The sequence below is a fragment of the Verrucomicrobiia bacterium genome (assembly GCA_019634635.1).
Taxonomy (GTDB): domain Bacteria; phylum Verrucomicrobiota; class Verrucomicrobiia; order Limisphaerales; family UBA9464; genus UBA9464.
In genome coordinates, this window is sequence record JAHCBB010000002.1 from 199,724 (window position 1) to 222,269 (window position 22,546).

Consider the following 22,546-nt stretch of genomic DNA (forward strand, 5'->3'; position numbering starts at 1 on the left):
CTGGCGGGTTGGCATTGACCGCCGACGATCCAGTGGAAGAGCCTGCGTTGATGTCAATGGCGCGGGGCCGGCTTCGCGTTGCGCTTGCCCTGGCGGCGACGGTCTCCACCGGAGGGTGGGCCGCGCCGCCGGTGATCCCCGCGGCGGTCAGGTCCAGCGCGCGCCAGCGGGTGGACTACGGCTATGCGCCGGGCATCGTCATCGCCATGGTGAACGCGGAGGGGCGGACGTACTTCACCCATGGCCGTCGCGATTGGTCCCCCGAGTCGCCATTGGCGGATGAGACCACCCTTTACGAGATTGGCTCGGTCACCAAAACCTTCACGACCGCCCTTTTGGCCGAAATGGTGTCGCGTGGCGAGGTGAGCCTGGAGACGCGGGTCCAGACCCTGCTTCCCCCGGGGGTGGGGATGCCCGCGAATGGCGGGGCCGACATCACGCTGTTGCAGTTGGCGACTCACCGGTCCGGTTTGCCCGCAAATCCACCCGACCTGCTGGAGACCGGGGCGCCGTTGGACAATGTGTTTGAAAATTACTCGGTCGCGCATCTGCATGCCTGGCTCTCGGGGGCGACGCTTGGCCGCAGTCCCGGCGCCGCATTTGAGTACTCCAATCTTGGGATGGGACTGCTTGGGCACGCCCTGGCCCTCAGGGGAGGGGTTGAATTTGAAGCCTTGCTGGTGGAGCGGATCCTTGAGCCGCTGGGTTTGGCGGATACCCGGGTCAATCTCTCTCCCGGTCAGATGTCCCGCCTCGCACCGGGGCATTCCGGAGTGGTTCGCAGGCCCCCGTTCCGGATGAATGCGCTGGGGGCGGCGGGCGCGTTGCGCTCGACCGTTTCCGATCTGGCGACCTATCTGGAACATCAGATGGGACTGCGGTCGGGTCCGCTGAGCGCCGCGCTCGCCTCCACCCAGACCTTCCGTGCGATGAGCGACATGCCTTCGGTCGGTTTGGGGCTGGCGTGGTGGCGGTGGAATTTTTCGGACACGATCGTGCAGCACGGTGGGGACACCCTTGGGTCCACTGCATTCATCGCCTGGCGGCCGGCCACCGGCGTTGGAGTGGCCATCCTGTGCAATGCACGGGCGAACGCAGATGTGGCCCTGCTGCAAATCGGCTTCAACTGCCTCACCAGCGAGGTGTCCGTGAACACCCCTGCGGCGCCCGCCACGGTCGCCGAGGCGACATTGCGAAAATACGTGGGCCACTATGGACCCGCGGATGCGGGGTTCACCGCCACCCTGGCGCTCGGACGCCTCGTTCTCGCGTACGCCGACCAGCCTGCGTTCACTCTTTACCCGCAGAGCCATGTCTTTTTCCGCGCGCCGGACGTCGCCTCATCCGCCATCTTCGTTCTCAACCCGAACGGAGGCGGCGAGACGCTGCGGTGGACTCAGGGCGGGACCACGACGGTTTACTCGCGGATGCGGCGCCCCCCCGCGCTGACGTTCACCGCCGATGGCAGCCCTCCGGCGCTGACGCTTGCCGGCGAGGGGGATGCCACGTACACGTTGGAGCGGTCCGTTGACCTGGCGAATTGGGAATTTGTAAGGGATTGGACGGTTTGGGAGGGCCCGGTCCGGCCAGACATCCGAGGTGAGATGGACTTCTTTCGCCTTCGCACTCCGTGATTCGCCAACGGAGAATCAAGATTGGACAGTACGCTCCAGCATCGAGGTTCCCAACGGGCCGGAGACGGCCGGATCCGGGGAGGCGCACCGGGTGGAGTCGGGTCGGCGAACTCGGGACAAGCGGGAGGCGGGACGGGCGTTCTCCGGAGCCAGGTTTTTTGCCGGCGGCCTGCCCACCGGATGGTGCGGGTGTCCCGATTGTTTGCAACCGCTTGACGCTGGACCTCGGGCGCTCTTGGCTGGCCCGACGTACGTGATGAGCGTGTTCCTTAATCCGGCCGAGGGCCGACTGCGTGCTGGCTGGCGGCTGCTCCTTTTTGGCATCGGGACCCTCGTGGCCGCCCTGGCGGCGGGCTGGATCCGGTCTTTGGACGCCGGTTCTCTCTACTGGCGCCAGGCCGCCGCCGCGGCAGGTGGCGCGCTGCTGCTGGCCGCCGCTGCGTGGGTCCAGGCGCGCTGGGTGGACCGCCGGCCCTTCGCTGATTTTGGACTGTTCCGGGGCCCGGAATGGATGGGTCGCTTCCTGTTCGGTCTGGCCTTGGGCGCGATCCTGCTCGGAGCCCTGTTTGGGGTGGAATGGGCTGCGGGTTGGATCCGGATCAAGCCGCCCGCAGCCCGGGTGGGTGCCGGCGCGGACCCCGCCGTGTTGGTCGCGCAACTGATCCAGTGCGCGGGCATCGCGTTGGTGTGGGAACTGGCGTTCCGGGGTTGTGTGCTCCGCAATCTTGCCGAGGGATTCCGGTCGGAGCAGACGGGTCCCGACCGGGCCGTCGTCCTGGCCTGGCTTGCGAGCGCCGGGATCGTTGGGGTGTTTCAGTTCCTGGAGGAATTCACCACCCCGCTGGGAATACTAAATGCCGCCGTTGCCGCGCTCGTCGGGGGGGTGGCTGTGGTGTGGACCCGCTCCCTGGCCTTGCCGCTGGGATTTGCGATCGCATGGCGGTTTGTCCAGGGACCGGTGCTTGGCTTCCCCGACCGGGGCAGCCATGCCGGAAACACGGTGATGGACATCGCCCTGGGCGGTCCCGTGGTGCTGGCTGGAGGCACCTACGGACCGGAGGGCGGCTTACTGGCGACGCTGGCGCTCGCCCTGGGGGCGCTTGGGTTTTGGTGCTGGATCCGCTGGCGGGACGGCTCCGTCAAGGTTCAGGCGGCGCTGTCGGAGTACCATGGGCAACCGGGGGAGGGACGCCGTTCCGTCGTCCCCGAATAGGTTCGGGCCCGCGACGGATGGGGTCGGCGCGTGGTGCCCTGTGACCCGGCGGTCGCGGATCCGAACAGGGCCGGTGCGACGCCAGCCCACCCGAGGAGGGAACGGTGCGCGTGACTTCAGTGCGGCGGCGCCGGGTGCCGGCATGAACGGGCCGAGCTGCCCCGAGAATCTCAGCGGGGCTTCTCCGACAGGCGGACCTTCGCAAGATAGATGCTCGTCCGGCCTTCATGCGAGGAGTAATAGCTAACCCAAAGGAGGTCCTCGTGCGGAACCATCCCGGCGTAGCTCGTATCGCCGCCCGAGGGCAGGGCCAGAAACTCCGTCAGCCGGCCGGCCCGGGATCCACCCAGCACAGGGCCGTGCGCACCTGCGGTTCATGGAGGCGGCACGCCGCGACCAGCCGGCCATCCGGGAGCTGGATCATATGGGGCCCGCCCAGGGCGATGCCGAGGTCCATCCAGCGCCACTGGGTAAAGGGCTTCCTCGCCACACCCAGCAGACCCGTCCGCGGCGTCCCGTCCCGCCGCAGCAGGCAATAGGCGGTGTCGAAACACGCAAAACCAGCGGTCGCGAAACCGGACGAGGTCGGTGAAGGCGTTGTGCGGAGCTTGATCCCAGATCTTCCGAACCTCGACGATGGCCGCGGCGCTGTCTGCCCGAGCGGTGAGGCCGGCGAGCAGAAGGCCAATGTGCGTGATGCAGACCAAAGGATTCATCCGAGGGCTCGTGGGCAGACCGCCGCCTGGCGGTCGGACGGCGGCTCCCCGTCATTCGAGGCCCGGAGTCCGGCCAGGTCCGGTGCGAATGCGCTTTGGCCATTCGATGCCGGACACCGGAAGGCAGCGGCGGGACGCATCAAATCCGCAACCGTCATGAGTGCGCGCCCATCCCTTTTCCACGTCATCAGTCTGGACCCCGGTGGCGCGCGGCATCGCGACTTTGCTGCAAACAATGCCCATTTGGGGCGTCCCGAGGTGTTTCAGGCCATCCGGGGGGCTGATATCCCGCTGGCGGAGCGGGTGGCCTCGGGATTGATGACCGCGGACCTGACCGCCTCGGGCTCGGTGACGGAGGGGAGCGTGGGCTGCGCGGCCAGTCACCGCGCCCTCTGGCGCCGGATCGCGGGCTCGGCCCAGGGAGCCATGATCCTTGAGGACGACGCCTTCACCCATCCGGAATTGCCCGACTATATTGCGGCCCACCGGAAGGCCCTCGACGACGCCGATATCGTGCTGTTCGGCGTCAACATGGACTCAGTCCTTGCCACCGTCAGCCCTCAGGGTGTCACCAGCCGTTCGGGCCTGGCACCGAAGTATCCAGACGCCGGGTGGATTGAGTCCGCCTTTGGCGCGACGGCGCTGGCCGACGTGCGGCGGCATCGCCTGCTCAACGCTTTCGGGCTGTGCTGCTATTGGCTCAGCCCGTCCGGTGCGCAGCGGTTGCTCGATGGATGCTACCCCTTGACCCTGGAACCGACCGAGATCCCCGGCGTGATGACGCGCTATCCGGGCTCGGCCATTGATACCCGGCTCAATGCGTTTTTCCCGCGGGTTGAGGCGTATGTGACCCTGCCATTCCTGGCCTACACGCCCAATCTTGACTCCTCGACCTTGACCTGACCACCCGATCCCGGCGCATTCGGGTTCGCCCCGGACCAGTCGGACTGACACCCTTTCCCGAATGAAGTTTCGGGGCGTCCTCATTGGCATTACTGCAATGGTTTTGGCGGGATCCTTGTCGTGTGGGCCTGCCGCGGCGCAGGAGTTGAAGCCGGGCAACAGCGCCGATGCCGAAGCGAAGTCACCGGAGCAACAACAGGCCGCCTTCCGGCTGGCTCCAGGATTTCAGATCGAGCTGGTCGCCAGCGAGGAGACCGGGCTGCCGAAGCCGGTGTCTGTTGCGTTTGATGACTCCGGTCGGATGTGGGCGGTCACCGCAACGGAGTATCCGCGGGATCAGGATCCGGAGGTCTGGAAATCACCCGGACGCGACCGGGTTGTGATCTTCGACACCCCCCTCGCCCCCGGGCCGCACACCGCCCGAACGTTTGCGGACGGCCTGGTGATGCCGTTGAGCGTGCTGCCCCATCGCAACGGCGCCATCGTCGCCCAGGGACCGGAGATCCTGTTCCTTGAGGACTCCAATGGCGATGGGCGGGCCGACCGCCGCCGGGTGCTCCTGCGGGGCTTCGGAGTTCAAGATACCCACACGCTTCCCCATCAATTGGAACCTCTGCCGGGGAATTGGGTCGTCTTTTCTCAGGGGGTCCTCAACAGCGGGACCGCGGTGACTTCCACGGGCGCGCAGGTGAATTTCGACAAGACGGTGATCGCGCGGTTTCGTCCGGACGGCTCGGAATTGGAGATTCTTGGCACGGGCCTGAACAACATCTGGGCGTGGGTCCAGGATCGGAATGGTCGGGTCTTCTTTCATGAGGCCAACGACCTCGGCTATAGCCTGGTGCCCTTCGAGCGCGACACCTCTTATCCGAGTTTCATCAAACGACTGGTGCATCCCGACGCCCCCTATCATCCGCCCACCGCACCCCATCTCAGCTTGGGCGGGACCGGATTTTCCGGGCTGGCGTTGTCCGATGACCGCTCCGGGTCGTTTCCTCCCCCGTGGAAGGACGTCTTTTTTGTCGCCAACCCAATCACCCGGAAGATCAACACGGTGGCCGCCAGCCTGGACACCAACGGGGTGTTCACATTCCGGCAGCTCCCCGATCTGGTGACCTCTGAGGATGAATTCTTCCGTCCTGTGGCGTTGCGGTTCGGTCCGGACGGCTGCCTTTATGTCGTGGATTGGTACAACCCGATCATCTCCCACAACGAGGTGGACCGGAATCATCCGGCCCGGGACAAGACCCGCGGGCGGGTGTGGCGGGTGCGGCATGAGAGCCAGACCCGGCGCTCTGCGCCTGATGTGGCCGCGGCGCCGAACGCCGCGTTGCTCCGTCATCTCCAGGCGCCTGGCACCTGGGAGATGCGGGCGGCCTGGCACCAGATCGTTGAGCGCGGGGTCCGGGAACTCGTGCCCGGGCTCATCACGTTGATCCGCGATCCCGCAATCCCGGATGATGTGCGGATCCACGCGGTGTGGTGCTTGGAAGGACTGGGGGCGTACGACCCCGGACTGTGGCGCGAGCTTCTGGCCAGCGGGAATCCGGACGTCCGGCACGAAGCGGTGCGCGCCCTTTCCTCGCTCCGGCCGCCCGCGGAGTCCGTGTTCAACCTGTTACAACCCCTGGCCGACGAACCGGCCTTCAGGGTGCGCCATGAGATCATCCGCTTCTTCCGGGACTGTCCGGAGCCGGTGAGCGATGCGCAGCGCGCCTGGCTGGCGCGGTGGCGGACGGATCCGGACCTGACGCAGACCATCAAGGGCTGGGAGCGGGACTATCTGGCTCCAGGCGGAGTCTATGAATCCGCTTTTCAGAACCTGCTGCTCCAGATGGTGGACGAGAAGGAGCATCCACGATTCCCGTCCCCGGTCTCCACACGCTGGTCCCAGGTCCTGGGACAGCGTCCGCCCCGGTCGGCCGAAGATCAGGAGCGGCTCAGCGATCGTCTTCGAAATCTCTTGAAGGCCGTGACGTCCGAAGCGGCATCGGACGGCGCCCGCGGGCGGCAGTTGTTCGAGGAACGCTGTGCGGGCTGTCATGCGATCACCGGTGACGGCCGCGGGTTTGGCCCCTCGCTGAGCGGTTCGCGAAACCGCACCCCGGAGGCCGTGCTGACGGCGATTCTGGATCCGGGCCAGGCCATTGAGGGCGTTTTTCGCACCTACCGGGTGGAGACCGTGGGCGGCGATGTTTTCGAGGGGTTTTTCGGAGAGGAGACCCCGGAGGCGTTGACCCTGCGATTTGCAGGGGGAACGCAGGAGGTGATTCCGGTGCAGGATATCCGGGCTGCGGGCTATGTGGACGGTCTGTCGGTCATGCCGGAAGGGTTGCTGGACTCCCTTTCGGATCAGGAGGCGGTGGACCTCGTGCGTTATGTGCTGTCCCTGCCGTAGATCCCGACAACTGAGCCGCGATGGCAGGTACCGACCGCGGCCTTCGAATGACATGGAAGGGGCGGGCCTGGGGATTTGCGATTCGTGGCGGGCCGGGTCTTCAGAGCTCAAAAGGTCGGGGCGGATGGACCTTGGAGCGAAAGTTCTGCCGGGCTCACCCAGCGAGGTGGCAGGCGACTTCGCGGCCGCCCGAGAGCCGGCGTAATGCCGGTCGTTCCGTTCGACACCGCGGTTCGGCCACCGGGCAGCGCGGATGAAACGGGCAGCCGGGAGGCGGATGGATTGGCGAAGGCACATCCCCGCCCAGCACGACGCGCTGGCGCTTCGAGTCCGGATCCACGACGGGCACCGCCGAGAGCAGTGCCTGCGTGTAGGGATGTCCCGGTGCGCGGCAGAGGTCCCGCGCGCTTCCGCTTTCCACCACCCGGCCCAGGTACATCACCAGGACGCGCTGGCAGAGGTGTTCCACCACGGCCAGATCGTGCGAGATGAACAGGTAGGCCAGTCCGCGCTCGCGCTGGAGGTCCTGGAGCAGGTTGATCACCTGGGCCTGCACGCTGACGTCCAGGGCGCTCACTGGTTCGTCGCACACAATCAGCTTTGGCTGGACGGCCAGGGCGCGCGCGATGCCGATGCGCTGCCGCTGGCCGCCGCTGAACTCATGCGGGTGGCGGTCCGCCAGGACGGGGTCAAGCCCCACGCTTTGGAGCGATTCCCCGATGCGGGCCCGGCGGGCGGCGGCGTCCGGTGCGAGGCGATGGATGTCGAGCGCCTCGCCGATGCTGTCGCCAACCGTCAGCCGGGGGTTCAGCGAGCTGAAGGGATCCTGGAAAATCATCTGGAACTGCCGTCGCAACGGACGGAGCGCCCGCTGGCTCAATGGCGTGAGGTCGGTGCCGGCAAACACCACGCGTCCGCCGGTGGGATCCACGAGTCGCAGCACGGCACGGCCCAGCGTGGTCTTGCCGCAGCCGCTTTCCCCCACGAGCCCGACCGCCTCGCCCGCCCCGACGGTGAACGACACTTCATCCACGGCGCGGACGTGGCCGCGGGTGCGTGCGAACACGCCCTGCTTCACCGGAAAATGGACCTGGAGATCCTGGACTTCGAGGAGGGGCATGTCGGTTCAATCCTCCCAGAAGGGACAGCGCACGAGGCGCTCACCTGCCGCCGGACCCAGATGCGGCTGAAGGGTCGAACACCCGGCGCGGGCGACGGGACACCGCGGGGCAAAGCGGCAGCCGGGCGGCCAGTTGCCGGGGCCGGGCACGTTGCCGGGAATCGCCTGAAGGCGCTCATGCTGACGGCCGATCTCCGGTACCGAACGCATCAGCGCCTGCGTGTAGGGGTGCAGCGGGCGGCGCAGGAGATCCGTCGCCGGGGCCTCCTCGACGATCTGGCCGGCGTACATCACGGCCACGTGGTCGGCCAGGTCGCCGACGAGGCCGAGATTGTGCGTGATGAGCAGGATTGCCATGCCGAGCTGCCGCTGGAGGTCGCGCAGCAGCTCGATGATCTGGGCCTGGATCGTCACGTCGAGCGCGGTGGTCGGCTCGTCGGCCACCAGCAGCTTCGGTTCGCTCGCCAGCGCCATGGCAATCATCACCCGCTGCTGCATCCCCCCGGAAAGCTGGTGCGGATAATCCCGCGTGCGGCTCCCGGGCGCGGGAATGCCCACAAGCTTCAGCAGGCGGAGGGCTTCGTCGTCCGTTGCCTTCGCCGGACGGTGAAGCCTCAGAGACTCCAAAATCTGCGATCCGATGCGCATGACGGGATTCAATGAAGCGCCCGGTTCCTGGAACACGTAGCTCACCACGCCGCCCCGGATGCCTCGCAATTCCGCCGCCGACAGTCGCAGCACGTCGCGGCCCTGGAGGAGGATTTCACCGCCGGCATAGCGCGCCGGCGGGGTGGTCAGCAACCGGGCGATGCTCAGCGCCGTGACGCTCTTGCCGCAGCCGCTTTCGCCGACGAGGCACAGGGTTCGCCCCTCGTGAATGGACAACGAAACCCCATCCACGACTCGGGTGGTGCCAAAATCAATCTGGAGGTTGCGAATATCGAGCAGGGGCATGGAGATTTGCGGGAGAATGCGGGTCTCCCGTCGGCGCCGGACCGACAGGCTTTGTCTGACAGGAGCAAGATGCAAGGTTCGAGCGGGACCGGGCCAGGGCCACTGCCGTGGCCTCGGGTCGGGCGCTTCCCGCAAACCCTGCCCGGGCCGGTCAAACGCAATCACCGGGTCCGCACGAAGGTTTCATCCACACCGGCATTCAGTCCCTTCGGGCGCTGGCGACGGGAGAGGCCGCCGTCGTCCTGGCCGTCCGTTCCCACCCCATAGACAACATACCCCGGGTCCTGCCTGCGGTACTGCAAAGGGTTCCCCGTCACGGGATCCATCGGCACAAAGGGGAGGTCCGCAGGCACCAGCAGTTCCAGGGACTCCGGACACGCCCCTTCGTGGCGCAGACGCCACAATTCGACGCCGCAGGCTGCTGCTGCGGCGTGCAGCCGGGAGACGTCCGCCAGGTGCCGGTCAAAAGTCCGGCCGATGGCGGACACGAACATTCGGGCAAACGGCATCCGGTGGCTGGACCGCTCGAAGCGGGCGGTTGCCGCCTGGACCCGCTGCCGGCCGGCGGGATGTTCGCTGAGAGGTGCCCGAGACACCTCGATCACTTCGAGGAGGTAGTCCAGCCCGACCCGGCGGTCCCTCGATTGGAGGCCAAGGCCCCAATAGAGCTGCAGGGCGGCGTCCCCGATCCAGTTGGGTGCCCCTCCTCCCGGAGCGTTGAAGCCTCCGGCACCCGTCAACTTGCCCGGGCTCATCCGCAGGGCGTCGGTGAAGAAGATGAGCTCTCCGGCCAGACCGCGGGTCGGTTGGGCCGTCGCGGCTGCATTCAGAAAGGCGTCCCGCAGTCCCTCGAGGAGCGGCGGGGACAGGGCGGTCCGGTTGACCACGTGTTCGGCGGCACTCGTGCCGATCCCCCGGATCGCCACCGCCACCAGGTAGGAAATGAGCACCGGTTCCTGGCCGACAGTCTCGGCGAGGCGGAGGCAGGTGAGGATGGCGGCGACGGCGTCGTCGGGACGCCCTTCCTCGGCCGCCAGGTGGGCTTCCATGGCCAATACCTGGGCGGCAGCTTTCAGGGGCGCCAGATGCGGTAAAAGCGTCAGGTAGCCCTTGGTAAAATCCGTAGGGTACCGGCACCCTGGCCGCTTCAGTTCCTGGTGGAGCGCGTGAATTGGTTCGGCGTGAAGCTCCAGAAACTGGCGCGCTGCGGCGCGCGGTTCCGCAGGCAGGGCGTCTCCGGGGTCCGGGAGCTTTGCGGAGCCGATCCAGATCAGGTCCGAGTCACGCCGGGCTGCGCTGAGAACGGCCGCTGAATCGAGGATTTTGGGAGCGGCGTTGTCCCCGGGCGGCACCGTGGCATACCACACATCCAGCGCTGCGGGCGTGGTGGGAAATCCCATCGCGCGGAACCGGGCAAGCCGGGGATCCTCCCGGACCGGGCCGTAGCGAACCCACAGCGTCCAGCCTGCGACGGCCACCGCCAGCGCCAGCGCCGCGAGGATTGGCCATGGCAGCGTTCGCACGGGCTTCATACCCCAGCGGTACACCGTGCCGTGTCCGCTGCGCAAGGCGCCACCTTCGATCTGGGATGCGGAGATCGTCGGGCGTGTTCCGGGACTGCGGCAGACCCATGGGTGTCAGCATTCGTGCTATTGCGGGAGTTCGCCGTTGCGGTGCCCGGGGAAATTCGCTCGCAGACCTGGGTGAGCGGCCGTACGATCACGTCATGGCTGGGCCTCGTTTTGTCGCCGTGATTTGGATCCTGGTCGCCGCGGGTGTTTGGCGGCTGGCCGGGGCCGTGCCGCCGACCGTGGAGGCCATCGCCCAACTGCCCCCGGCCGCCGCCGGACCGGTGGACTTTGAGCGCGATATTCGCCCGATCCTTGAATCGAGTTGCGTCAACTGCCACGGCCGCGGCAAGGCCAAGGGAGACTGGCGTCTCGACACCCGTGAAACCCTGCTGCAGCCGGGGGCCTCCGGCCCGGCCGTCATTCCCGGCCGCAGTGCGGCGAGCCGAATGATCCATCTGGTGGCCGGCACCGACCCCGAGGATGTCATGCCGCAAAAAGGCACCCGCCTCACCGCGGAACAGGTGGGTCTGCTGCGGGCCTGGGTGGATCAGGAGGCACCGTGGCCCGAGGATATCAGCTTTGCCCGGCCCGCCGATCGCAACCTCGTGCCCCGGCGTCCCGACCTTCCCGACGGAGGAACCGGACACCCGCTGGACCGGTTTATTGAGGCCTATTTCCGTCAGGCGGGGGTGTCGCCGGCCGGGGTTGTGGACGACCGGACTTTTTGCCGACGGGTGTCCCTGGACGTTCTGGGTCTCCTGCCGACCCCGGCGGCGTTGGACGCCTTCGAGGCGGACCCGGCTCCGGACAAGCGGGCGCGGTGGGTCCGGAGCCTTCTGGCCGACGGGCCGCGCTATGCCCAGCACTGGCTCACTTTTTGGAACGACCTGCTGCGGAATGATTACCGGGGCACCGGGTACATTGACGGAGGCCGGAAGCAGATCAGCTCATGGCTCTACGCCGCGCTGCGGGACAACAAGCCCTACGACCAGTTTGTCCGCGAACTGGTGAACCCGACCGAGGCCAGCGAGGGGTTCAGCCGGGGCATCGTCTGGCGGGGTACGGTCAATGCCTCCATGACCCCACCCATGCAGGCGGCGCAAAACATCAGCCAGGTGTTCATGGGGGTGAACCTCAAGTGTGCATCGTGCCACGACTCCTTCATTGACGACTGGCAGTTGAGCGATGCCTATGGACTGGCCGGCATTTATTCCGAAGAACGGCTTGAAATGGTGCTATGTGACAAGCCGACCGGCCGGATCGCACCGCTCCGATTCCTCTTTCCGCAATTGGGCGCGGTGGACCCGGAGGCGCCACGGGACCGGCGTCTGGAGCAACTGGCCCGGCTCATCACGGGTCCGGACAACGGCCGTCTCTCCCGCACGATCGTCAACCGCCTCTGGGCGCGCTTCCTGGGCCGCGGTCTCGTGGAACCTCTTGATGTGATGCAGCATCCGGCCTGGGATCCGGACCTGCTGGACTGGCTCGCTGAGGACCTTGTGGCCCATGGCTGGGACCTCAAGCGGACCATGGAGCAAATCCTGACCTCCCGGGCCTATCAGTTGCCGGCGGTCAGCCTGCCGGAGGCGCCGGACGAGGCGTTTGTGTTTCGCGGCCCGGGAATTCGCAGGCTGACGGCCGAACAGTTCCGGGATGCGCTTGGATCCGTCACGGGTGTCTGGCCCGACCGCCCCGAGGGCGGGCTGGATGCGCTCCTGGTGGAGCCGGGATCGGCGGAGCCGCTGCCGGCGTCGCCCTTCTGGATCTGGTCGGATGCCCATGCCGCAACCAGCGCGCCGCCCGGCACCAACTGGTTCCGGCGCCCGCTCGTTCTCGCCAACGTCCCGGGGGAGGCCACGCTCCACGTGCAGGTCGACAATGCGGTTCGCGTCTTTCTCAACGGCGGCCGCATCCGGGGCGTCGAGGCCGCGGACTGGGACCGGCCGGGCATTTATGACCTCCGGCGTGGACTGAGGACGGGCACCAACGAACTCGTGCTTGAAGCGGTCAACGGGGGCGACGCACCGAATCCGGCGGGGCTGCTCGCCTACGTGAAGCTGCGCCCGGACGCCGACGGTGGCGGAGACCCTCTGGATGTCGCTTCGGACGCCGCCTGGGGAGTTTCGGACCGGCCGGTGAATGCGGCGGCCCCGGATGAGGGCGTTGTGTGGCGTCCGGCGCAGGTGCTGGGGCCTCCGGGCATGGAGCCGTGGAGGGCTGTGGATACCCTCGCCCGCAGCGTGGCCGGACGCCCGGTGTATGGTCAGGTACGCGCCTCGCTCACGGCGGCCGACCCCCTGATGCTGGCGCTGGGTCGGCCGAATCGCGAGCAGGTGACCACGGTGCGCCAGTCGGCCCCGACAACGATCCAGGCGCTGGAATTGACCAACGGTGAGACGCTATCAACGCTGCTCCATCGGGGCGCGGAGCGCCTGCTCGCCGGTGGCACCGATGGGCGGCAGTTGACCGAGCGGCTTTTTGTGCGCGCACTCTCGCGTCCGCCCAATGCGCAGGAGCTTGACCTGTCCCTCGGGTTGGTGGGCGAACCCCCGCGGCGGGAGGGCGTCGAGGATCTGCTGTGGAGCCTTGCCATGTTGCCGGAGTTCCAGTTCATTTTTTGAGAAACAGGTCCTGATCGCATGCCCATGAAATTTCCCGACTACAGCCGCCGTGAATTCGTGCAATCGCTGGGCGCCGCGACCCTGGGCGCCCTGGCCTGCGGTCCGACGCGGATCCTCGCCAATCCGGAGGCCGGAGCGCCGCCAGCGACGGCCGACACCCTGATTGTGCTCTGGATGGCCGGGGGCATGGCGGCCACGGAAACCTTCGACCCCAAGAGGTACACGCCATTTGAGAAGGGCATGGATCCCAACACCGTGCTCTCCACGTTTCCCTCGATTCCCACGGCGGTGGATGGCATCCGGTTCAGCGAGGGGCTGGAACATCTGGCGCGCGTGATGGATCGCGGGACCTTGATCCGCAGCTACACCGCGGGCGATCTCGGCTTCATCCTGCATTCGCGGCATCAGTATCACTGGCACACCGGCTATGCGCCGCCGCAGACGGTGGCCTGTCCGCACCTCGGCGCGGTGATTTCGCGCACGCTCGGGCCCCGGGATCCCGCGGTCCCCGCGTTCATCAACATCGGCCAGCGTCTCGATGTGGGTGAGGGCGAGGAACTGAAGGCCTTCACAACCGCCGGGTTTCTTGGAAGCGAACATGGGCCGTTCAACGTGCCCTTTCCGGACGCCGCCAAGGATGTGGTCACACCGCCGGGGGGCATGAGCCCCTCGCGGTTTGAGAGCCGCGACCGGTTCTACCGCCGGCTGGTGGAGGCCTCGCCGGTCGGCCAGCTGGGCAGCGGCTTCCAGCAGGAATCATTGATGCGGTCGCTGGACAACGCCCACCGGCTGTTGAGCTCTCCGGCGGCGCGGGCCTTCGACCTGACCCTGGAGGATCCCGCCACCGTGGCGAAGTACGTGCCCGGCGGATGGGATTTCTCCAGCCGTCTCGGGGGTGAGTTCACTCGGGAGGGCAGCTACGAGCGGGCCAACATCCAGCGTTTCGGGCTTGGCTGCCTCCTGGCGCGACGGCTGGCCGAGGTGGGGGCGCGCTACATCGAGGTCACCACCGAGTACATCCCCTTCCTGAACTGGGATACGCATGAGCACGGCCATGAGAAGCTGGTGAACATGAAGCGGGCGATTGACGGGGCGATCGCCCAGCTGGTCCTGGATCTTGAGGCACGGGGCCTGCTCGATCGCACGCTCATTGTCGTCGCCAGCGAATTCAGCCGCGACATGATGCAGGAGGGGAAGCCGGACAAACCCATCAAGGATCAGGTGCCGGTGCCCGACCGGATCGAATCCATGACCCATTACGGCATGCACCGGCATTTCACGGACGCCGGTTGTGTGCTGCTGTTTGGCGGCGGCATGCGGCGCGGCCATCTGCACGGGGTCACCGCCGATGAGCGGCCGTGCAAGACCCTGCGCGACCGGGTGGTCATCGAGGACCTCCATGCGACGATCTACCGGGCCATGGGGATCTCTCCGAAGCTCGCGTACGAGATCGAGAAGCGGCCCTTCTACGTGACCCGCGATGGCGTCGGCCAGCCGGTGGCCGGCCTGTTTGCGCAGCCCGTCTGACCCGCGCCGGTGCGTGGGCCATCCGGCCAAATATGCGGGTCCGGCTCCAATTCCCGATTGCGACATCCGGCTGGCGGTCGTAACTAAAGGACGTGGATCCCTTGGTGGCAGGACTCCTCGCCTCGCTGGGCTGTGTACTCGGTCTCGCATTTCTTTTCTTCGTCGTCTATCGCCGCCACCTGCGGCGGTTGCGCCGCCGGCATTCGGGAACTCCCGGCGGGGACGCCGCCGGCGCGGAGCCACCGCTTCCCTTTCAGGTGCCGCAGCGCTGGATGACCGTCCGCAGCGCCAACACGGGCTACGTCCGCGAATTGCTCGGAGTCGCTGACGAGGTGGCGGTGCCCTGGGCCGAGGCCCTGGGGCGTGCGCGGGAGCCTTTCTTGTTTGTTTCAGCGCCGCTCGACGGCTGGACCCTGGTGGTGGGAGGGCGGCTTCCGGATCCGGCGCAGGACATTGACGCCCTCTACCGGTTTCTGCACCGGCTGAGCCGGGAACTTGGCGAGGTTCAGTTTTACTCGAGCGACCGCGTCGTGCATGCCCACGCCTGGGCGCGACTTGATGACGGGCAGGTGACCCGCGCCTACGCCTGGGCCGGTGAGACGCAGTGGAACGAAGGGCGTCCAATGCTGGAGGAGCGATTGCTGGGTCTCCGGTGTCGCGAGTACTTCGAGGAGCAGGAACCGGTCCCTTACGGAGAGGTCTCCCCCGAGGTCCGGAATGCGGAACGGGTGGTCCTCCTGTCGAGGCGGTGGAGTCTGGATCCGGTCGCCGCCAGTCACCGGCTGCTGCGGATGGAAGGGGTTCGGTCCAAGGGCGGGGACGGTCCGCGTGGCTGAAATTGTCACTCTGCCTTAACAAATCCGGCAACGCGGCTGGCAACGGCGCGCCTCTCCGGTAACGTCCGCGGCGTGTTGTCCGCCATGCACCCAGGGTACTGGCTGGCGTTCCTGCTCTTCGTTCTCGTCGCCCTCGCGCTGGACCTCGGGGTGTTCCATCGCGACGGGCATCGCGTCGGATTCCGGGAGGCGCTTGCCTGGACGTCGGTCTGGGTGGCGTGCGCCCTGGCCTTCGCCTTCGTGGTGGCTCCGCGGTGGATCCCGGGCTGGACCCCGGCCGCGACGGCATCCTTCGTCACCGGCTACGTGGTCGAATTGTCGCTGTCCATGGACAACGTCTTCGTGATCGCGGTCATCTTCCGGTACTTCCGCGTGCCCAACGAATGGCAGCACCGGGTCCTGATCTGGGGGATCCTGGGCGCCCTGGTGATGCGGGCGGTGATGATCATGGCCGGGGCCGCACTGATCGCACGGTTCCACTGGACGCTCTACGTGATGGGGGTGTTCCTGGTGTACACCGGCATCCGGATGCTGCGGAGCTCCGGGGGTGCCGATGCGGTGGATCCCGAGCACAATCCGGTGGTGCGGCTCGTCCGCCGGTTCCTGCCCGTCGCGCCCAATTACGATGGACAACGGTTCATCACCATCCACGGCGGGCGCCGCATGCTCACGCCGCTGGCGCTGGTGCTTGTGGTGGTGGAGACCACCGACGTGGTGTTCGCCCTCGACTCGATCCCGGCCATTTTCGGCGTCACCACCAACCCGTTCATCGTCTTCACGTCCAATGTGTTCGCGATTCTTGGATTGCGATCGCTCTACTTCGTCCTGGCGAGCCTCATGGACTATTTCAAGCTGCTCAAATACGGCCTGGCCATCGTGCTCGTCTTCATCGGCCTGAAAATGCTGGCGGACCACTGGCTCAAGGCCTGGCTCGGGGAATACCTGGTCAATGTCTCCCTGGGTTTCGTGATCGGAACGATCCTCACCTCCATGTTGGTGTCGGTGATCCTGGGCCTCCGGGAGCATCCACACGGCGCACCGCCGGCTTCGCCGCCACCGGATCCGTCCCGATGAGCGCCGGCATTCCGTCATGCGATCCGGCCGCGGGATTCATTCCGTTATCAGCGCAACTGGCCGATCTGTTTCGCTCGGAAGGGGCCGCCGGGCTCACCCTCAACCAGCTTCTGGAGCGCACCGCGGACCGCGGACCCTACGGACTCATCATCCTGATGTGCCTTCCGTTCATGGCCCCGTTCGCCATGCCCGGGGTCAGCAACGTCTTCGGGGTGGTCATCGCAATGCTGGCGTGGCGGATTCTCCGCGGCGAACCGGCGCGCCTGCCCCGCCGGTTGGGCAACCGCAGCGTGCAGGGACGCGTGCTGGCCCGGGTGGTCGCCGCCAGCATCCGGGTGCTGGGCTGGGTCGAGCGCCTGACGCGTCCGCGCGGTCCCGCGTGGCTCCAGGGATCACAATTGCGCCAGTTCAATGCCCTCGTGCTGGCCTACGGCGGACTCCTCCTCGCGGCGCCGATCCCGCCGATCATTCCCGTCTCCAACCTGGCCCCGGCCATCGGCATCCTGCTGGTGGCCGCCAGCATGATGGAACGGGACGGTGTCATGATCTGGGCCGGCTATGCCGCGACCCTCGGGGCCACCGTGTACATTGGGGTGATGGCGGTCGTTCAGTTCCAGCTCTTCGTGATGCTGTGGCACCGGTACGCGGATTCCGTCGCGGACTTCCTCCGGAGGCTGCTGACATGAGATGCCGATGGATTGTGGCGGATGCCGATCCCGTGCGGGTGCGCCCTCTCGAGTGCGACCTCGGCATCGGACGCCTCCTGGCGCGCTGTCTGGTGCGGCGCGGCCTGGACGATCCGGCGGCGGCCCGGGCGTTTCTTGAGCCCCGCCTGAAGCGGTTGGCCGACCCGTGCGGGCTGCCGGACATGGCCAAGGCGGTGGACCGTCTGCTGGCCGCCAGGGCCGACGGGGAGCCGCTGGTGATTTTTGGTGATTACGATGTGGACGGCGTGACGGCAACCACGCTGCTGGAGACGAGTCTCTCGACGCTGGGATGGCGGGTGGACCATTACCTCCCGCATCGGATGGACGAGGGCTACGGGTTGAGTCAGACGGGCGTGGAGAATTGTCTGGAGCGATTCCCGGTGAACCTGCTGCTGGCGGTGGACTGCGGCTCCACGGCCGCGCAGCAAATTGCCTGGCTGGCGGCGCGCGATGTGGATGTGGTGGTGCTGGACCACCATCAGGTGAGCGACCCGCCCCCGCCGGCGGTTGCCGTGGTCAATCCGCAGCTGGCGGCGCCCGGAATGCCGGATCACCGGGAACTGTGCTCCGTCGGACTCGCCTTCAAGCTGCTTCATGCGCTGCTGCGGCAGGGGCGCGACCGGGGGTTGGACGGCTTCGAGCGGTTTGACCTCAAGCCCTTGCTGGACTTGGTGGCGCTTGGAACTGTGGCCGATCTGGTGCCCATGATCGGGGAGAACCGGATTCTGGTGACTGCGGGCCTCAAGCGACTGGAGACCACGACGCGTCCAGGCCTGGTGGCCTTGAAGGATGTGGCCCAGACGCGGTCGCCCGTGGGCGTCTACGAGGTCGGGTTCCAGCTCGGCCCCCGGCTCAACGCCTCGGGCCGCATGGAGACGGCCGAGGCATCCCTCGAACTGCTGCTGGCACCCGACCTCGAGACGGCCCGTCCACTGGCCGAGGCCCTTGATGGGACCAACCGCGACCGCCAGGCCATTGAGCGACGCATCGCCGGTGACGCGCTGGCGCAGATCCGGTCGAAGTTCCGGGCCGAGACCGACCTCGTGATCGTCGAGGGGGCCCTCGACTGGCACATTGGCGTGGTGGGGATCGTGGCGGCCCGGGTGCTGCAGGAGTTCTATCGTCCGACCATCATTTTCGGCGGGGACCATCAATTCTGGCGGGGTTCCGGGCGGAGTGTGGCGGGATTCGACCTCGCGGCGGCCCTGCGGGAATGCGACGACCTGCTGGAAAAGCACGGAGGACATGCCATGGCGGCGGGTGTGACCATCCGGCCGGGGCATCTGGATGCCCTCCGGGAGCGCTTGAACGCCGCCGCCCGGAAGGTGCTGCGTCCGGAACTGTTGCTGCCGGAACTTCATCTGGACGGCGAAGTGCCGTTGCGCGAGCTCAGCGTGCCCGCGGTGACCGAGTTGATGCGGCTGCAGCCGTTTGGTCAGCGCAACCCGGCCGTTCAGGTGGTCATCCCCCGGGTCACCCTGGCGGTACCCCCGCAACGTCTCGGACGGGAACAGCAGCATTGGAAGCTCCGGGTGACCGACGGCGAGGCGCATCTGGACGTCCTGTGGTGGGGCGGTGCGGAGTCGGGCACCCCGCCGCCCTCCGGCGTTTTCGACCTGGCGGCCATGCCCCAATTGGAGACCTACAACGGGCGGACCGCCGTCCGTTTGAAGTTTCTCGACTGGCGTCCCTCGGAAGCCTGAGGTCCAACCGCCGTCCGCGAGGCAACCTGGAACGACTTGCGAAACCTTTTGTGGACCGAATTTCCGGGGTTCGCTTAACTCGCGCGCGTTCCACGACAATCTGAATCAGGAGTTCGAACATGAGCAACGTCAGCAACGAAGGCATCGCGTCCAACGCCAAACGCCTCCTCTTCGCCGGGTTTATGGCGATCCTTGCCGCCGGCATCGGCTTTGCCATCCGCGGCGGCATTCTGGCCGATTGGGGACGGGAGTTTGGCTTCACGGCTTCCGAGCTGGGCCTGATCGGTGGCGCCGGGTTCACCGGGTTCTGCTTCGGCATCATTGTCGGCGGCCTGGTGGCGGACCGGATCGGCTACGGCAAGCTGGTGGTCGCCGCCTTCCTGCTGCACATCCTGTCCGCCTTCGTGACCTTCGGTGCGAGTGCCGGCATGGCGAAGACCACCGCGTACAACTTCCTCTTCGTCGGCACGTTCATCTTCGCCCTGGCCAATGGCACCCTGGAAGCGGTGGCCAACCCGCTGGTGGCGACGCTGTTTCCCAACAACCGCACCCATTATCTGAACATCCTCCACGCCTCCTGGCCGCTGGGGCTGGTGATCGGCGGTGCCATGGGCTGGATCCTCGGTGAACGGTTGGGCGTGGGCTGGAAGATCCAGCTGGGCCTGTTTCTGATTCCGACGGCGGTGTACGGTTTCCTGTTTTTTGGACAGAGTTATCCAAAATCCGAGGCCTCTCAAAAGGGCCTCAGTCTCGGGCAGATGTTCAAGGACGTCGGCCTGCTTGGGGCCGCGGTCATCGCCTTCATGCTGTGGCTGTTCTTCAAGGACAACCTCGGCGGCATCCTGGGGTCCCTCACGGGCAACGAATTCTTCGGCGGTTCGGCCTGGGCCATCCTGGCCATCGTGGTCGGGGTCGTCGCGTTCCTCTGGTTCTCGAGTCTCAGCGGCTTTGCCATCGGGGCCTGGCTCCTGTTCGTCCTGTTCATCACCCACATCATGGTGGGTGCGGTCGAACTCGGCACCGACCAGTGGATTCAGAACATCACCGGCAACATCCTGACTTCCGGCGAGGGCAGGATCCTCTTTGTCTTCACCTCATTGACCATGTTCGTGTTGCGCTTTTGCGCCGACTTCATCGAGAAGCGCATCGGGCTGTCGCCCATCGGCATCCTGCTGGTGTGCGCGGTGCTGGCCACCGTCGGCCTCAACCTGACCGCGGGCATCACCACCTTCTTCGGCGCGCTGCTGGCGCTCACCGTGTACGGCATCGGCAAGACGTTCTTCTGGCCCACCATGCTGGCGGTGGTTTCGGACCGCTTCCCGCGCACCGGCGCCGTGGCGATTTCGATCATGGGCGGCCTCGGCATGATGAGCGCCGGTCTGATCGGCTCCCCCGGACTCGGGTACGCCAAGGACCGCTTCGCCGGCGAGGCCCTCCAGGCGTCCGACCCGGCGGCGTTTGCCGAGTACAGGGCCGACCGGCCGTCGAAGTTCCTGTTCTTCAGCGATGCCTATGGACTCGACGGCATGAAGTTGGGCGCGGCGAAGGAGACGCCCGCCAACGAGCGCACCGCGGTGAAGCAGGCCGTGGTGACCGCGGACCAGAACGGCGACCGCAAGACCTTGAGGGCCGACTCGTTCATCCCCGCGGTCATGGCGGTGATCTATCTCCTCCTGCTGCTCTACTTCAAGGCCATCGGCGGCTACAAGCCGGTGAGCATCAACAACACCCTCGGCACGGCCGAAAGCTGAGGCGAAGCCGCCCGCGCCGGCATCCCCCCCGCCAAACGGGCGGCCTCCTGAAGGGAGGCCGCCCGTTTTCGCTGTCCCAAGAGGGTCGCGCATGGAACGCGATCGCACCAAGATCTGGGACGGTCTCCCGCACGTCCGTAATCTCCCCCACTGCGGGTGTGTGAAGTCGCTTTATCGCGTTATCGGCAAGCCGACTCCGTGGTTGCCTTCGCCCGACGTTTCGGGAGAGGGTGGCCATAGTTCAAACTCAGAGCGACCATGCGTCTCCTCTCCTTCCTGTCTCTTCCGGGCGGTCTCACCGGGCCCGCTGCCGTCCGGGATTTCTTCGCCGGGTTTCGCGATTGGGGCCTGCTGGCCCTCTGGCTCGGTTGGCTGGGCGCGGCTGCGGGGGCGGAGCCGGAGGTAAGGAATGTGCGGGCGGCGCAGCGGGCGGGGACGGCGCTGGTGGATGTGTACTACGATCTGGTCGGGGCGGGGGCGCCGGTGACGGTGGAGGTGGCGGTGTCGGCCGACGGCGGGGCGAGTTACGCGGTGGCGGCGAGGACGTTGAGCGGCGCGGTGGGGGAGGGTGTGGTGGCGGGACTGAACCGCCATATCGTGTGGAACGCGGGATCGGACTTGGCCGATTTCGTCGCACCGGCGATGCGGGTGAAGGTGACGGCGCGGGCGGGGCCGGGCCCAGCGCCCGACGGCTTCGTCCTTATTCCGGCGGGAAGCTTCCAGATGGGGGACAGTTTTGGCGAAGGTTGGGAAGGTGAACGTCCGGTGCATACGGTGTCGGTGAGCGCGTTTTACATGGGGAGAACGGCGGTGACGAAGTCGCAGTGGGATTCGGTGCGGGGATGGGCGGTGGTCAATGGCTACACGGACCTAGTCCCCGGCGGTGGAAATGGGCCCGACCATCCGGTGCATAGCGTGTCATGGTATGACGTGGTGAAGTGGTGCAATGCGCGGAGCGAACGGGAGGGACTGCCCCCGGTGTACCGCGTGAATGGAACCGTGTATCGGACGGGTGAGCGTACGCCCACCATCGAGTACGCAGCCCACGGCTACCGGCTGCCGAGCGAAGCGGAGTGGGAAAAGGCGGCGCGGGGCGGCCTGAGCGGCCGGCGGTTCCCGTGGGGCGACACGATCAGCCACAGCCAGGCGAATTATGCAAGCTGGGACGGCTACAGTTACGACGTGAGCCCGACGCGAGGCGTTCATCCGGCCTACCAAAGCGGCGGTTCTCCCTTCACGAGCCCGGTGGGATCATTTGCCTCGAATGGCTACGGAATTTACGACATGGCGGGGAACGTTTGGCAGTGGTGCAATGATTGGTGGGATGGCGACTATTACGTCAACTCTCCGGGCGTTGATCCGCGGGGTCCGAGTTCGGGCGGGTTCCGGGTGTACCGGGGCGGCGCCTGGTACTACGACGCCGACTACTGCCGCTCCGCCTGCCGCAGCTACAGCTTCGGCCCGTACTACCGCTACTACGACGTCGGTTTCCGGCTCGCCCGCAGTTCAGGTCCCTAAAGGCCTGAGCTCAAGCCGCGCGGGGCGGCGAGCCGGAGCCGGGCGGAGCCGGCGCAGGCCGCTGCCCCGCGCGGTGGGGAGGCGCCGGGGGTGGGTCTTCCCCCGGCTCGGAAACGAAAAAATTTTTTAAGAACAAACCGTGGCCTTTGCATTCTTCCAAATCCCCGCGATGGGGGGTGGCGCGGCCGGGGAGGAGTTGAACCGCCTCCTCCGCAGCGGCCGCATCGCCTCGGTGCGCAAGGAATTCGTCCCCAACGGTGACGGCTCCTTCTGGGCCTTTTGCCCTTTCCCCAACTGACC

18 protein-coding genes are annotated in these 22,546 nt (G+C 66.8%); 13 read left to right on the plus strand and 5 right to left on the minus strand.

Annotation, left to right across the window (positions count from 1 at the left end):
* The first annotated feature begins 50 nt into the window (after positions 1-50).
* Positions 51-1,634: a beta-lactamase family protein gene (locus KF791_02210; protein ID MBX3731390.1), complete on the plus strand. Its 1,584-nt coding sequence runs from the start codon at positions 51-53 to the stop codon at positions 1,632-1,634.
* Positions 1,635-1,890: 256 nt separating this feature from the next.
* Positions 1,891-2,847: a CPBP family intramembrane metalloprotease gene (locus KF791_02215; GenBank protein MBX3731391.1), complete on the plus strand. Its 957-nt coding sequence runs from the start codon at positions 1,891-1,893 to the stop codon at positions 2,845-2,847.
* Positions 2,848-3,017: 170 nt separating this feature from the next.
* Here KF791_02215 and KF791_02220 read toward each other — a convergent pair whose 3' ends face one another.
* Complete coding sequence (locus tag KF791_02220) at positions 3,018-3,200, minus strand: hypothetical protein (protein ID MBX3731392.1); 183 nt, start codon at positions 3,198-3,200, stop codon at positions 3,018-3,020.
* Positions 3,170-3,337, minus strand: coding sequence for a hypothetical protein (locus KF791_02225; GenBank protein MBX3731393.1), 168 nt, complete (start codon positions 3,335-3,337; stop codon positions 3,170-3,172). Before KF791_02225 ends, KF791_02220 begins: the two co-directional genes overlap by 31 nt.
* A gap of 382 nt (positions 3,338-3,719) precedes the next feature.
* On the opposite strand from KF791_02225, the gene KF791_02230 reads away from it, so the two are divergent.
* Both KF791_02230 and KF791_02235 read left to right on the plus strand, forming a co-directional pair.
* The gene (locus tag KF791_02230) at positions 3,720-4,466 is read left to right on the plus strand and encodes a glycosyltransferase family 25 protein (protein MBX3731394.1); all 747 of its coding nucleotides are present in this window, start codon (positions 3,720-3,722) and stop codon (positions 4,464-4,466) included.
* 61 nt (positions 4,467-4,527) lie between these two features.
* The gene (locus KF791_02235; GenBank protein MBX3731395.1) at positions 4,528-6,864 is read left to right on the plus strand and encodes a c-type cytochrome; all 2,337 of its coding nucleotides are present in this window, start codon (positions 4,528-4,530) and stop codon (positions 6,862-6,864) included.
* 154 nt (positions 6,865-7,018) lie between these two features.
* Here KF791_02235 and KF791_02240 read toward each other — a convergent pair whose 3' ends face one another.
* From KF791_02240 to KF791_02250, 3 genes are all read right to left on the minus strand, one after another.
* The gene (locus KF791_02240; protein ID MBX3731396.1) at positions 7,019-7,984 is read right to left on the minus strand and encodes an ATP-binding cassette domain-containing protein; all 966 of its coding nucleotides are present in this window, start codon (positions 7,982-7,984) and stop codon (positions 7,019-7,021) included.
* A 6-nt stretch (positions 7,985-7,990) separates the two neighbouring features.
* On the minus strand, positions 7,991-8,938 hold the full coding sequence (locus KF791_02245) for an ABC transporter ATP-binding protein (protein ID MBX3731397.1): 948 nt from the start codon (positions 8,936-8,938) through the stop codon (positions 7,991-7,993).
* Between the two features lie 161 nt (positions 8,939-9,099).
* Positions 9,100-10,470, minus strand: coding sequence for a hypothetical protein (locus KF791_02250; protein MBX3731398.1), 1,371 nt, complete (start codon positions 10,468-10,470; stop codon positions 9,100-9,102).
* Between the two features lie 194 nt (positions 10,471-10,664).
* Here KF791_02250 and KF791_02255 point away from each other — a divergent pair, with 194 nt between their 5' ends.
* From KF791_02255 to KF791_02295, 9 genes are all read left to right on the plus strand, one after another.
* Positions 10,665-13,130, plus strand: a complete 2,466-nt coding sequence (locus KF791_02255; GenBank protein ID MBX3731399.1) for a DUF1549 domain-containing protein — start codon at positions 10,665-10,667, stop codon at positions 13,128-13,130.
* Between the two features lie 24 nt (positions 13,131-13,154).
* The gene (locus KF791_02260; GenBank protein MBX3731400.1) at positions 13,155-14,657 is read left to right on the plus strand and encodes a DUF1501 domain-containing protein; all 1,503 of its coding nucleotides are present in this window, start codon (positions 13,155-13,157) and stop codon (positions 14,655-14,657) included.
* 92 nt (positions 14,658-14,749) lie between these two features.
* The gene (locus KF791_02265) at positions 14,750-15,493 is read left to right on the plus strand and encodes a hypothetical protein (GenBank protein ID MBX3731401.1); all 744 of its coding nucleotides are present in this window, start codon (positions 14,750-14,752) and stop codon (positions 15,491-15,493) included.
* A gap of 84 nt (positions 15,494-15,577) precedes the next feature.
* Positions 15,578-16,567 (plus strand): TerC family protein, encoded by a 990-nt coding sequence (locus tag KF791_02270; protein MBX3731402.1) that lies wholly within the window; start codon positions 15,578-15,580, stop codon positions 16,565-16,567.
* On the plus strand, positions 16,564-17,253 hold the full coding sequence (locus tag KF791_02275) for an exopolysaccharide biosynthesis protein (protein MBX3731403.1): 690 nt from the start codon (positions 16,564-16,566) through the stop codon (positions 17,251-17,253). Before KF791_02270 ends, KF791_02275 begins: the two co-directional genes overlap by 4 nt.
* Entirely contained in the window at positions 17,250-18,977 is a 1,728-nt protein-coding gene (gene recJ, locus KF791_02280; protein ID MBX3731404.1) for a single-stranded-DNA-specific exonuclease RecJ, read from the plus strand. Before KF791_02275 ends, recJ begins: the two co-directional genes overlap by 4 nt.
* A gap of 182 nt (positions 18,978-19,159) precedes the next feature.
* Entirely contained in the window at positions 19,160-20,728 is a 1,569-nt protein-coding gene (locus KF791_02285; GenBank protein MBX3731405.1) for an MFS transporter, read from the plus strand.
* 258 nt (positions 20,729-20,986) lie between these two features.
* On the plus strand, positions 20,987-22,246 hold the full coding sequence (locus KF791_02290) for a formylglycine-generating enzyme family protein (GenBank protein MBX3731406.1): 1,260 nt from the start codon (positions 20,987-20,989) through the stop codon (positions 22,244-22,246).
* Between the two features lie 139 nt (positions 22,247-22,385).
* Complete coding sequence (locus tag KF791_02295) at positions 22,386-22,544, plus strand: hypothetical protein (GenBank protein ID MBX3731407.1); 159 nt, start codon at positions 22,386-22,388, stop codon at positions 22,542-22,544.
* The last annotated feature ends 2 nt before the right edge of the window (positions 22,545-22,546 follow it).

Coding starts and splice junctions, on each gene's coding strand:
- KF791_02210 (MBX3731390.1), top strand. CDS start 51: ATGTCAATGGCGCGGGGCCGGCTTCGCGTTGCGCTTGCCCTGGCGGCG.
- KF791_02215 (MBX3731391.1), top strand. CDS start 1,891: ATGAGCGTGTTCCTTAATCCGGCCGAGGGCCGACTGCGTGCTGGCTGG.
- KF791_02230 (MBX3731394.1), top strand. CDS start 3,720: ATGAGTGCGCGCCCATCCCTTTTCCACGTCATCAGTCTGGACCCCGGT.
- KF791_02235 (MBX3731395.1), top strand. CDS start 4,528: ATGAAGTTTCGGGGCGTCCTCATTGGCATTACTGCAATGGTTTTGGCG.
- KF791_02240 (MBX3731396.1), bottom strand. CDS start 7,984: ATGCCCCTCCTCGAAGTCCAGGATCTCCAGGTCCATTTTCCGGTGAAG.
- KF791_02245 (MBX3731397.1), bottom strand. CDS start 8,938: ATGCCCCTGCTCGATATTCGCAACCTCCAGATTGATTTTGGCACCACC.
- KF791_02250 (MBX3731398.1), bottom strand. CDS start 10,470: ATGAAGCCCGTGCGAACGCTGCCATGGCCAATCCTCGCGGCGCTGGCG.
- KF791_02255 (MBX3731399.1), top strand. CDS start 10,665: ATGGCTGGGCCTCGTTTTGTCGCCGTGATTTGGATCCTGGTCGCCGCG.
- KF791_02260 (MBX3731400.1), top strand. CDS start 13,155: ATGAAATTTCCCGACTACAGCCGCCGTGAATTCGTGCAATCGCTGGGC.
- KF791_02270 (MBX3731402.1), top strand. CDS start 15,578: ATGCACCCAGGGTACTGGCTGGCGTTCCTGCTCTTCGTTCTCGTCGCC.
- KF791_02275 (MBX3731403.1), top strand. CDS start 16,564: ATGAGCGCCGGCATTCCGTCATGCGATCCGGCCGCGGGATTCATTCCG.
- recJ (MBX3731404.1), top strand. CDS start 17,250: ATGAGATGCCGATGGATTGTGGCGGATGCCGATCCCGTGCGGGTGCGC.
- KF791_02285 (MBX3731405.1), top strand. CDS start 19,160: ATGGCGATCCTTGCCGCCGGCATCGGCTTTGCCATCCGCGGCGGCATT.
- KF791_02290 (MBX3731406.1), top strand. CDS start 20,987: ATGCGTCTCCTCTCCTTCCTGTCTCTTCCGGGCGGTCTCACCGGGCCC.